Below are 12,308 nucleotides of genomic sequence, written 5' to 3' on the forward strand. Positions count from 1 at the left end.
CTACTCATTCCGAATCATCTTGGACGCAATGGCGTTGTGCTTTTCCAAGTGGGGCATGAGATCAACAGTGGTAAGCTGACCCTCTTTGACCACAATTTTCCCATTGATGACTGAATAATCAACAGAGGGTGGTTGGCAAAGCAAAACGGCCGCTACCGGATCATGCCACGCCCCGGCAAACGCCACCTGGTTTAGATTCAGGGCAATGAAGTCGGCACTCATGCCGGGTGCCAGGTAACCAATGTCATCACGCCCTAAAACGGCCGCACCACCCCGCGTGCCAATTTCCAACGCATGCCGCGCCGACATCGCGTCTGGACGCCCGCCAAAGCCGCCTCGCCCGCCCGGTGTCTCGCTTAGATATCGGTCTGGGGCAACGCGCTGTAGCAGCATGGCTTGCCGCGCCTCGGTGAGTAGATGGCCACCGTCATTAGATGCCGAGCCATCCACCCCCAGGCCAACCGGCACACCTGCGTCTCGCCAGGCAAGCACCGGGGCAATGCCGCTGGCCAGCCGCATGTTGCTGCTGGGGCAATGTGCCACACCGGTTTGTGTCTTGCCAAACAGATCAATCTCTGGCTGGCTCATGTGGACGCAGTGCGCGTGCCACACATCATCGCCCGTCCAGCCCAGCGATTCCACATAAGGCACTGGCCGCTGTCCAAAGGTTTCCAGACAAAATTCCTCTTCCTCTAAAGTTTCGGCCAGGTGGGTGTGCAGGCGCACGCCGTAGGTGCGGGCCATGTTGGCCGATTCCCGCATGAGATCAGGTGTGACGGAGAAGGGAGAGCAAGGAGCCAACACCACCCGCATCATGGCGTGGCGATTGGCGTTGTGGTAGGTCTCGATGAGACGCTGGCTGTCTTTGAGAATGAATGCTTCATCTTCGGTAACGCGATCGGGTGGTAAACCACCATCGCTTTCGCCTAGCGACATAGAGCCGCGCGCCGCATGGAAGCGGACGCCAATCTCTTGGGCGGCGCGAATTTGGCTGTCTAGCGTGCAGTCATTGGGGAAAATGTAGAGATGGTCGCTGCTGGTGGTGCAGCCTGAGAGGGCTAATTCTGCCAACCCGGTAATGGTGCTGATGTAAATTGCTTCATCTGATAGGTTGGCCCAAATGGGGTAAAGGGTAGTTAGCCAATCGAACAAATTGTTGTCTTGGGCTAGCACGCGGGTGAGGCTTTGATACAGGTGGTGATGTGTGTTGACCAGCCCAGGCAGTACGATGTGGCCGCGCAAGTCAAGGACGGTATCGGCCGTTTTGGGTAGCTGGTTGGTGGGGCCAACTTGCTCTATAACGTTGCCACGCACAAACAGCCCTCCGTTAATAATTTCGCGTCGCTCGTCGTCCATCGTGACGAGAACGGCCGTGTTTTTCACCAACAAAGTCTCCATTTTGACCTCCAAAAGTTCAGTGGGTTTGGCAATTTTGTTGAATTGTAAACGATCTTCACAGAAAAGCAGACACCCATAAATAACACCTTTTCAGCGGCTGCGTTACAGTAGTTTTATCAGGTAAATGTGGTATGATCGTGAAAATTGTTACAGCTTAAGGCATCAATTTTTAGGCTGTAAAAAGAAACAGGAAGGGTCTTCACACGCTATGGAGTTTCAAATCCCGACAATTGATTTTCCAATTGCCGCCCCGATAATTATTGTTGCCGGGTGGGGCGTTTTATTAATGATTATCGATCTCTTTGTTTCCGAAGAGAATCGTAGTTGGGCACCCTGGCTGGCGGCTGTTGGGTTGCTGGTTGCTTTGGTGCCAACCTTGTCGCTGTGGGGAGAAAGCGGTGGCACCTTCATCCCGGAAGGCGGCCACCCGATGCTGCTGGTAGATAATTTTGCTACTTTCCTCAACATCACATTTATTCTGACTGGTTTGCTCTCCATTTTGGTTTCTGCGGGCTATTTGCGTAAACATAAGCTGGATCGCCCTGAATTTTATATGCTAATGCTCTTCTCCATCAGCGGCATGATGTTGATGGGCATGGCCAACGACCTCATCCTGATTTTCCTGGCTCTGGAAGTGCTCTCAATTCCGCTTTATATCATGTCTGGCATTGCTTGGCCTCGTAGCGATTCTGAAGAGTCGGCCATGAAATATTTCTTGCTGGGTGCATTCTCCTCTAGCATTTTGGTGTTTGGCATTGCCTTGGTGTATGGTGCAACTGGCTCCACATCGTTACCTGAAGTATTAGCAACGATAGGTGAGGGCGGCGCGCTCGGTTTGGCTGGGTCGGCATTCTTGTTGGTGGGGTTTGCGTTTAAGGTTGCGGCCGTTCCCTTCCATATGTGGACGCCAGACGTGTATGAAGGCGCGCCAACGGCGGTGACTGCGTTCATGTCTGTGGGTGCCAAAGTGGGCGGGTTTGCCGCCATGCTGCGTATCTTTGTAACCGCCTTGCCAGACCTGGGCGACACTTGGGTGGGGGCAGCGGCCATGGTTGCCGCACTGACGCTCATCTTGGGGAATGTGGTTGCCATTTCGCAGGCAAACATCAAGCGGATGCTGGCCTATTCCAGCATCGCCCACGCAGGCTACATCATGATTGCGGTGGCGGCGGGCATAAACAGTAGCAATGGCGTTAGCTCGGCGCTATTTTATATGTTTGCTTACCTGTTTACTAATTTAGGCGCGTTTGCCGTGGTGATTGCCCTGGAGCGTAAGCAAAACGAAGGCACGATGCTGGATGATTACAAGGGGCTGGCTAAACGAAGCCCGTGGCTGGCTTTGGCGATGGCTTACTTTATGCTGTCACTTACTGGCGTGCCGCCGACGGGTGGTTTTTCGGGCAAGTTTTATGTGTTCCGGGCAGCGATTGAGGCGGATTTAGTTTGGTTAGCCATTATTGGCGTGATTACCAGCGTGGTGTCTGGCTATTACTACCTGCGGGTGGTTTACCTGATGTACATGCATGATGGGGATGGCGAAGTTGTGGCGATGCCCGGTGTGCGTTTGGTCGTGGGGATTACGGCCGTTGCCACTATCATTCTTGGCTTTTTCCCCGGTGTCTGGTTTGCCATCACCCGCGAAGCTGCTTTGTTAGGAGCCAGACTGGTTGCTGGTGGGTAATCTGCTTAAATTGCATGTAAAGTGAAAAAATGAAGCCGCTCATCGAGCGGCTTTTTTTGCAACGAATGACGCGAATTTTCACGAAGTTTGACCCGGTTTCGCACGAATTCGTGAAAATTCGCTGCAAAAAAATTCTAGAAAAGGCGACCTTGCTGCAACGGCCGTATCTCCTCCACAGCCACTCCCACAATCTCTTTAAACCGATTGCACGTCTTGGGCGAGAAGCCTGAATAATCGTTGTTGAAAAAGCCGAAGATATGTTTGAACTGCGACAGCAGCGGCTTGATTTTTTCGTGCCACGCTTGCAAATCGTCCGTTTTGTCCACAAGCTCTTTATCTTTGGTGGCGTATTGCCCATGTGGGCCAATAAAGCGCAGGTAGAGAAAGTCGGCGGTAGGGGTGATGGTTTTGGGCAAGTGGATGTAGTCAGTAGCGGTGAAGCAGATATTGTACGGCCGTAGCAATTCCACCACCTCTGGCCGCAGCCAGGAATCATGACGAAACTCCACGGCATACCGCGTAACTTGGGGCAGATGGCTTAGAAATTGGAGCAGGTCTTCCACCTGGGCGTAGGTAAAAGCGGGGCCAAACTGGAGGAGAATGCAGCCGAGCTTTTCTTGTAGCAGAACGGCCGTTTCCACAAACGTTTGCATCGCTTCAATCCCGTCGGTCAAGCGTGCCTCATGGGTAATGGCTTTGGGGGTCTTCAGGCAAAAGGTGAAGTTGTCTGTGGTAGCTTGCCGCCAGCGCAACACGCTTTGTGGGCGCGGGGTGCCATAGAAGGTGCTGTCAATTTCTACTGCATCGAACAGGGTGCTGTAATGTGCCAAAAAATGCTTGGGAGCCATCCCCGCGGGGTAAAACGGGCCAAGCCACTGCTTGTAGCCAAAACCCATCGTGCCGAGATGCCATTTTGTTGAAGAATCCATAAAAAAGATTGGAGACTAATCTCCAGTCTCCAATCTCTAAAAATTTAGTCGCCCGTTTGGGCAACGGCCGTTGGCTGCGCCACAATTCGTTCGGGGATAGGCGTATGGACAATCTCATACCGAATGTACACCGCAATTACAAATAACAGGAGTCCAACCGCCTGATGCGAAAGTGCCAAAATCAACGGCACGCTAAACCAAATTGTGCTTACGCCCAGTGCAATCTGGACGGCAACAAGACCCAGAAAACCAATAACTGCTTTGTGTACATTGGCAGAATACGCATGACGCTTGGTGATGAAATACAGGCCAATCGCCGCAGCCAACACGACAAAAGCAAACCAACGATGTACAAAATGAACAGTGACCGGTGCCGAAATCAGATTCTGCCACCACGAATCAAACTGCGTGAACAAATTGGGGGGAATCCAACGCCCGGCCATGAGCGGAAACGTGTTCGACATCCAGCCTGCCTTTAGGCCAGCTACAAAGCCACCCCACGCAATTTGAATCACTAAAATGACGAGCACCAACGCCGATAAAACGTAAGGCAGCGAGCCACGCCCTTTGTTAATCACAGGCGGGAAATTTTGCATATGACGCAGTGCCGTCCACATGGTTAAGGCCAGCAAAAAAAGCGCCATGAGCAAATGGATGGTAAGCCGGATATGATCGACGGCCGGATTTTCAACGAGGCCGCTACTAACCATATACCAACCTAAAAAGCCCTGGAATCCGAATAGGGCACCGATGGAGAGATACACAAATGATTTCCGCCAGGGAATAATTCCCTTGTAGATGTAGTAAAACAGCGGAATCACGACGATCAGCCCGGCAAAGCGCGCAATCAGCCGGTGCAGGTACTCGATGTAAAAAATCTCTTTGTACCCCTCCAGCGTCATGTTGTTATTAATGAACATGCCTTCGGGCGTTTGTTGGTACTTGGCAAACTCGGCTTCCCACGCTTCTTGTCCAATAGGCGGAATCACGCCGCTAATTGGGTTCCACTCAACAATAGAAAGGCCAGAGCGTGTCAGACGGACATACCCGCCAAACACCACCATCACCATAATGAGGCCACACACCACAAACAACCAGCGAATAATTTTTTGATTATCTTGTTCGGACATTTGATGCTCCTGCAAATCGTTTTCTTTTCTGATCAAAATCCTCTTAATGAGAGGTCGATCACGTTCTCTTCCGAGGCTGATTATACCAAGATCAACAATGAATTCAGGTTAGAAAAATGGCGAAATGACATTCGGCGAAAATATGGATGATATATGTCAACAATTGTTTTGGGGGTGGGAACGGCCGTTTTCATCCACACTTATTGGCTCGTTTCCAATGAACCTGGTCTGAAAAAAAGGGGAGTAACCATCTTTGAATGCAATTTAGCGCATTCGAGAATGATTACTCCTTGCAGTAGAACTGTTACTTACGCCGGTTTGTTACGCGACCGCTTCTTCGGTTTCCATGATTGCAATCTCATCCTCTGCCTCATGTTGACCCATACCCAATAGCCGAAGCAGTGGGTTAATAGGCATTTCGCCAATGACGCGGAACGAAGCATCAGCCTTTAGACTGGTCAGTGCGCTCGTCAGCGATTCCTCGCCAGCCACGACCGACCCCAATCGCTCCACTACATCCGCCACCTTAAGACTAGACAGCATCCGTGGGTTCACGTCTGCCAATGCTTGTTGCAGGTACGGACCAAATTGGCTCAGCTTGGGCAGCCAGTTGACCAAAACCAGCGGCTCATCTGCTCCGTTCTCGCCTGGGTTCAGCAAGCGACCAACTAAAGGGACCTCTTCGCCCACCTGCGACAACCCATGCGACAAGGCCATCACGTTGGCCAAAATTTGCCCTGTTTGCCCACCGTTGCCAAAGATATGCACCTTCAGGCTTGGGGCGATGGCTTCAAATGCCTTCAGCGATGTTTCCGCCTGAATCGTGGCGATGCGCTCCTGATGCGTCAGCTGCAAACGCAGTCGCTCCAGGTCTACCAGTACGGGTGCTTCACCATACAGCGAGGCGAGCTTCTCCTGTGCCTCAATTTCTACCAACGCCTGTGCTTTGGCCACTTCAGCCTGGGCCAACCCCTCGGCGCGAGTCACGGAGACTTGCTTTTCGGCAACCTGCACGCGGGCGGCTTCAACTTCCGCTTCAGCTAAACCGGCAGCGGCCGTCTCGGCTTTGGTCGCTTCAGCACGGACTTTGGCGGCTTTGGCCCGCTTTTCCGTGGCGGTGGCTTCTGCTTCGGCACGTACCAATTCAGACTGCGTTTCCACATCCACCTTGATCTGCAAGGCGCGGGATTCAGCTTCGGCGGCGAGTTTAAGCGACTCGGCTTCTTTGTTGGCTTCCACCAGGGCAATTTCGCGAACGCGCTCTGCCTCAGCTAGCTCCTCCCGGCGCAGGCGAGATGCTTCAGCCTCAGTCAGTTCCGCCATCCGTTTGATTTCTTTGGCTTGGGCTGCGGCCAGTCGCGTGGCTTCCGCTTCCGTTTTGGCCAGGTTAATCTCGGCCTCACGCTTTTGCTGGATAGCCCGGAGTTTGGCCTGCCGTTCTGCTTCAATTTGGGCCAGATGGGCAGCCTTCTCAGCTTCAGCTTCGCCTAGCTGCTGGCTGAGTTCCACTTTGGCTAGTTCAGTGTCATGGGCGGCGGTTGCGGCCGTTTTCTCACGGCTAATCTGCAAAATGCGCATCTCATGCCGACGCACGTCCAACGCTTCTTGCTGGCTAATGGTGGCCGTCTCTACCTCGCGCTGGGCGTCTAGCCGCTCGGCGGCCAGCTTTTTCTCCGTCTCGGCGCGGATTTCTGCTTCTTGTTGTTCACGCGCCTGCATATCATTCAACTCAGCTAGCTGCTCTTTGTTGGTTGCTATCCCCGTCTCTTTAGAGATGCGGGATTCGGCTTGCTCGATGAGCTTCGCATAGGCAATACCGTCTAGGCTGGTGATGGTGAGCAGCGCCAAATCGTACCCTAGCTCAGACAAAATCTGGTTCACCTTGGGGAAGGCGATGGCGGCCAACTCCTGCCGGTTGGCGATGATCTCTTCCAAACTCATAGTGGCAGCGGCGGCAACCAATTCGGCCGTGCCAACTTTGGTGATGGTGTAACAAGCCCGTTTGTGTCCAATCCGACGCGCTGGGCGGCAATTTCGGCTTTGTCCGGGTTGAGCTTGGCAACGGCATGCGCCCACAGCCGGAAGCTCACTTTGCTGCTATCTAACGCTTCCACGCCAGCATCATTGACGCCATGAATGGGCACGGTGAAACTGATTGTTTTGAGCTTGATCACCTGGGTGATCGGGTTGAGCCAATATTTGGCGGGGCGGTCGGCGGATTGGCCAAACACCTTGCGTTCGTTGGAGAGGGTGAGGCTGTGACGGCCGTCTCCAACCACCACGTGAATTTCATCCGGGGGCACCAAAATGCGGCGGCCAAAGCCAAACAAGCCACGCGCCCGATCTGCTTCGGTACGCAGCACGGCGACGCTACTGTTCACGTCGCTCAAGGTGCGCTCGGCGGCGGCCACATCAGGCATTCGCCGCGCTTTTGTGTGAGTGTTCTGACGGGTTTCCTCTACCGTGGGGGGCTGCTGTTGCTGAGTCATGCTGTCTCCTGTGTACCCATCCTACGCCCATCTCCCGCCCGTGGGCGAGAAGATCATAAAAGTGTGCAATTGGAAATAACAAATTTGGTGTTCACAGAGCAGTACGGTGAATCATGAGAAAAGTTCCAAATATGGGGGTTGGAAAGATTTTTGTGGAAAATATAGGGGTTTAAAAATATGAATGAGCTATGTTAGAATACGGCCGTTGCTAATCTGAAAATGAAGAAAAAGACATCCAATTAATGGGGAGGCCTTGAGGAACAACAGATGCTACAAGAATTTAGGGCTCGACTTTCAAAGAACATCGAACAGAAACGGCTTAAAATTAAACTTGAGCAGGATTTGCAGGCCGTAAAAACGGAAATTCATGAACAATCTGCTCGACTGGCGTCACTAGAAACTCGCCTGAAACAAGAGAGAGACGACATAGAGGAGTTAGAAAGCATAAGTATAAAAACTTTGTTTTATCAGGTGCTGGGTAGTCACGAACAACAATTGGAGAAAGAACGTCAGGAACTTCTCGCTGCTCAACTTTTGCATCAACAGACAAAGCAGCAAATTGTTTTTTTGGATGAAGAGCAAAATCGCTTAATACAACAATTACGCACATTAGATAACGTTGAAGCCGAGTATAAATCACTTCTTTCTGAAAAGGAAAACCTTCTCCGGAAATCAAATAATGAAGTTGCACGCAAATTGATAAAGTGTACGGAGCAAATCGCAGCGCTGGAATCAGAAATTAAAGAGATTTCCGAAGCTATAACGGCTGGTAACGTTGCTGTTTTTAGATTTAATCGCGTAACAAAGTCGTTGCAAAGCGCAGAAAGTTGGGGAGCCTGGGATCTCTTGGGCGGCGGGTTAATTAGTACTGCTGTAAAACATTCCCGAGTTGATGATGCCCGTAAAGGCATTCATGATGTTCAGAAAAGCATAAGCCAGTTTAAAAGAGAATTAGCTGATGTTGGTAGATATGTTGATCTGCATATTGACATTGGCGAATTTGAGTCTTTTGCTGACTTTGTTTTTGATGGATTGATCATTGATTGGGTTGTTCAATCAAAAATTTCTAACTCTTTAGCGAGATCGAGGAATGTAAGCCAAAAAATAAAGCAGGCAGTGCTAAGCCTTGAAGATCAAAAAAAGGTTTTTCAGAACAAACGAGATGAGTTACTTAAAAAGCGAGTACAAATTATTGAAAGCAATTAACTCGCCAGGGTCCTAAATAGGCAAGAAAAAAGCTATTGTTTTGTAGTATCGATCAGGTTATTTGCAAGGATCCTAATTCCCCAAAATATCATCCAGCGGAGCATCATCCTCATCGACCAGGGTGCGGCGGGTTTTGCCGCCGGATTTGGGGTCTTCGACCAGACCCATCTCGTAGAGGTGCTCCATGAGGCGGGCCGCGCGCGGGTAGCCGAGGCGCAGCTTGCGCTGCAAGAAGGAGGCGGAGATGGTGTCGTTTTTCTGGGCTAGCTCGATGGCGGCTTCTAGCAGGCTGTCCGTTTCGTCCAGCAGGGCGTATTTGGCGATGAGGCTTTCCCAGGGAGCGGGCATCGGTTCAAAATCGTCGGGGATGTTTTCATGCCAGAAGTTGACAATGCGCTCAATTTCCAGGTCGGTGGGGAAGACGCCTTGCACACGGGCGGGCGCGCTGGCTTCGGGGGAGAGGAAGAGCATGTCGCCCTTGCCCAGCAGTTGATCGGCACCTGTCGTGTCCAAAATAACGCGAGAATCCACATTGGAAGCGACGGCAAAGGAGAGGCGTGCCGGGAAGTTGGCTTTGATGAGGCCGGTAATGACGTCGGTAGACGGCCGTTGCGTAGCCACCACCAAATGAATCCCCGTCGCCCGCGCCATTTGTGCCAAGCGGCAGAGCGTGCGTTCCACGTCGCCAGGGTACATGTGCATCAAATCAGCCAGCTCATCAATGAAAACGGCGATGTAGGGGAACTTTTTGCGTGTTTTATCCCCCGCCACTTTGCGATTGTAGCCGCCGATGTTGCGGGCATTCACCTGGGCAAATATTTCGTAGCGGCGATCCATTTCGGCTGTGAGCCAGCGCAGCATGCCTACGGCTCGGTCTGCATCTACCTCCACTTGGCCGATGAGGTGGGGCAGTCCATTGAAGCGAATAAGCTCCACCTTTTTGGGATCGATCATGATGAGGTTGAGCTTGTCTGGCGTGTTGTTGAACACTAGGCAGCTAATAAGCGCATTGATGCAGACGGACTTGCCAGAGCCGGTGGTGCCGGCGATGAGCAGGTGGGGCATCTTGGCCAGATCAATGGCGATGGGTGCCCCGGAAACATCCTTGCCCAGGGCCACAGCCAAATTGGAGTTGTATTTGGTATATTCCGGTGATTCCACGATGGAACGCAGGCTGACAACGGCCGTTTCCGAATTTGGTACCTCAATCCCCACAATCCCCCGACCTGGCACTGGGGCCTGGATGCGCAGGCGGGTGGCTGCCAACGCCAGGGCCAAATCTTTGCGAAGGGCTGCAATCTGGTTCACACGCACCTTTTGCTGGCGCGGCTCTCCGTCAGGGCCAGTGCGCTCCACGTAGCCCGGCTCCACGCCAAATTGAGTAATGGCAGGGCCTCGTTGAATTTGGGTGACGGTAGCTGGCAGACCAAAGTGCGCCAGCGTCTCTTCGATGATCTTTTTCTTTTCATCAATTTCGGCTGGTGTTAGGGCCACATCCTGCCCCTCTTCCAGCAAATCGAGCGGGGGCAGGCGTTTGCTACGTCTTTGGGCTGCTGGATCGGCGTAAACGGCCGTGTCATCAATAATGAGCAGGTCGTCATAGCTAGGGGCTGGCGGCTGCTCTGGCAGCGGCAGTTGCACGGCTCGATCTGGTTGGATTGCTGCTGGTTGCTCTGGCGGTGCCAACTCCTGCGAAAGCTGCCGCAAGCGGATGGAAGCTGTGTTCAAGCCTGTCAGCAAATCTTCCCAAGTAAAGCCCAAAATGAGGCTGATGCCGTAAGCAAGTAAGAGAAAATAGAAGCTGTTGGTCAGGAAGGCCCCTAAGAAATCCAGCAGCGGTTCAGACAAAGCCCAGCCCACCAAGCCACCACCCTTGCCTAAATACACTTCTGGCGGGGTGGTACCCGTAAGCTGGTAACTGAGCGGCAGCAGCGTCAGCAGCACCAGCTCAAACCCAATGACCTGCGCCGTGCGAATATGGTATGGCTTTTCTACCTGCCGCAAGGTGAGGTGCAGCCCTCCCGCCGAAGCGGAAAGCAACAGCGGGTAAATGCCCCAGCCGAACAGTGTACGAAACAGGCAAAGCCAGGAACCTTCTTCGCCGAGACAAGCGTCATTAGGCAAACTGAGCAAAGCAAGTAAGATGAGAAATGAGATGGTGAAGAGGACAATGCCTGCAATTTCAATGCGCCAGGGGATCAGGCTGTTGATCAGGCGTTCGTCCCAAGTGGGTGGGGGTGGCGCAGGGGTCTTTTTGCGGCCAGAGGATTTTGATCGTGCCATTCCAGTACGTAACTGGGTAATTGAGTAAAATTGGGTAACTGGGTAATTACCCGGTGCTAGATTACTTAATCACCCTTACAAAAGCGTTTTCTCAGGCTACTCGGCGTCATCCGCCGTGAGGCCACGCAAGGTAAGTGCCAACCGCTTGTTGCTGCCATCTACTTTTAAGACGCGGGCAACCACAATTTGCCCCTTAGACACGACATTCCGAGGATGCAAAAACGTGCCTTCGGCTAGCTGTGAGATGTGAATCAGGCCTTCCAACTCATCTTCAACCATCACAAAGGCACCGAAGCTAACGACGTTGCTAATGGTACCTTCTATAAGCTGCCCTGGTTTGTACCGCTGGTCAACGGTGAGCCAGGGATTTTCTTTTAAGCGTTTGAGGCTCAGAGCAACACGGCCGTTTTCCGAATCCACATTGAGCACTTTTACCTGAACCGTTTGGTCAGGCTTCAAAATGTCGCTGGGATGGATGACGCGGCTCCAGGAAAGTTCGGAAATGTGAATCAGCCCTTCCACGCCGCCCAAATCTACAAATGCGCCAAAATTGGTGAGATTGGTTACTGTTCCATGATGAATCTGATCTTTCTCAATGCGTTCAAAAAGCTGTTCGCGGGTATCTGCTTCTACCAGCGTGGCCCGCTCCGATAAAATGAGCCGATTCATTTCTCGGTTCAGTTCAATGATTTTTAACGTGAGCTCTTCGGAATGCCATCTTCTCAGGGCGTTTAATCGTTCGCTTTCCAGATGAAATTGGGGGAAATCAATGAGCTGAGAGGCAGGCACAAAGCCTTGTAGCCCGCGCCACTGTACCAGCAAACCGCCTTTGTTGTAGCCAGTTACCGGCAAGTTCATGGTCTGATCAGCATCCATAATTTGTTGGGCACGCCGCCAGGGGTCTCCTTCATGTCCGTGTTCACCCTCTGCCCACCGGAGACGGCCGTCTAACTGTTGGTTCAAGCCAGCCCATCCATTGCTTTTCACTGTTTCCGCTTTAGTTTCTGCGGGGAGTAGGGCTTCCTCCTGCTCAAATAAGGAGGCCCAATAAGCATCGTCAGATTGTGATTGGGAGGACATTTCTGGTGGGAAGGCATTTGCGGTCATTTCCATTACTCTCTGTGGATTTATGCAATTGGCCAAGAGTGTTTGAGCATTTCAAATAATGAATTTGGCCGATCACTAAGGTGAT

General features: G+C 52.1%; 9 protein-coding genes. 2 read left to right on the forward strand and 7 right to left on the reverse strand.

Annotation, left to right across the window (positions count from 1 at the left end):
- Positions 1-1,398, reverse strand: a complete 1,398-nt coding sequence (locus ACOQPU_RS21980; RefSeq protein WP_420641982.1) for an 8-oxoguanine deaminase — start codon at positions 1,396-1,398, stop codon at positions 1-3.
- A 208-nt stretch (positions 1,399-1,606) separates the two neighbouring features.
- Between ACOQPU_RS21980 and ACOQPU_RS21985 the strand changes: the two genes are divergently transcribed.
- A complete protein-coding gene (locus ACOQPU_RS21985; protein WP_420641983.1) occupies positions 1,607-3,079 on the forward strand; it encodes an NADH-quinone oxidoreductase subunit N in 1,473 nt (490 codons plus the stop codon).
- 134 nt (positions 3,080-3,213) lie between these two features.
- Here the strand turns inward: ACOQPU_RS21985 and ACOQPU_RS21990 are convergent, their stop codons facing one another.
- The 4 genes from ACOQPU_RS21990 to ACOQPU_RS22005 form a co-directional block, all read right to left on the reverse strand.
- Positions 3,214-4,008: a DUF72 domain-containing protein gene (locus ACOQPU_RS21990; RefSeq protein ID WP_420641984.1), complete on the reverse strand. Its 795-nt coding sequence runs from the start codon at positions 4,006-4,008 to the stop codon at positions 3,214-3,216.
- A gap of 44 nt (positions 4,009-4,052) precedes the next feature.
- Positions 4,053-5,138, reverse strand: a complete 1,086-nt coding sequence (locus tag ACOQPU_RS21995; RefSeq protein WP_420641985.1) for a COX15/CtaA family protein — start codon at positions 5,136-5,138, stop codon at positions 4,053-4,055.
- 321 nt (positions 5,139-5,459) lie between these two features.
- On the reverse strand, positions 5,460-7,079 hold the full coding sequence (locus ACOQPU_RS22000) for a hypothetical protein (protein ID WP_420641986.1): 1,620 nt from the start codon (positions 7,077-7,079) through the stop codon (positions 5,460-5,462).
- Positions 7,076-7,627 (reverse strand): hypothetical protein, encoded by a 552-nt coding sequence (locus ACOQPU_RS22005; protein ID WP_420641987.1) that lies wholly within the window; start codon positions 7,625-7,627, stop codon positions 7,076-7,078. Before ACOQPU_RS22005 ends, ACOQPU_RS22000 begins: the two co-directional genes overlap by 4 nt.
- 267 nt (positions 7,628-7,894) lie before the next feature.
- Here ACOQPU_RS22005 and ACOQPU_RS22010 point away from each other — a divergent pair, with 267 nt between their 5' ends.
- The gene (locus tag ACOQPU_RS22010) at positions 7,895-8,833 is read left to right on the forward strand and encodes a hypothetical protein (RefSeq protein ID WP_420641988.1); all 939 of its coding nucleotides are present in this window, start codon (positions 7,895-7,897) and stop codon (positions 8,831-8,833) included.
- A 72-nt stretch (positions 8,834-8,905) separates the two neighbouring features.
- Here the strand turns inward: ACOQPU_RS22010 and ACOQPU_RS22015 are convergent, their stop codons facing one another.
- Both ACOQPU_RS22015 and ACOQPU_RS22020 read right to left on the reverse strand, forming a co-directional pair.
- Positions 8,906-11,116, reverse strand: a complete 2,211-nt coding sequence (locus ACOQPU_RS22015) for a DNA translocase FtsK (protein WP_420641989.1) — start codon at positions 11,114-11,116, stop codon at positions 8,906-8,908.
- A gap of 96 nt (positions 11,117-11,212) precedes the next feature.
- Positions 11,213-12,229: a 30S ribosomal protein S1 gene (locus ACOQPU_RS22020; protein WP_420641990.1), complete on the reverse strand. Its 1,017-nt coding sequence runs from the start codon at positions 12,227-12,229 to the stop codon at positions 11,213-11,215.
- Positions 12,230-12,308 lie beyond the last annotated feature (79 nt).

Source organism: Candidatus Leptofilum sp. (assembly GCF_965223285.1).
Taxonomy (GTDB): Bacteria; Chloroflexota; Anaerolineae; order Promineifilales; family Promineifilaceae; genus Leptofilum.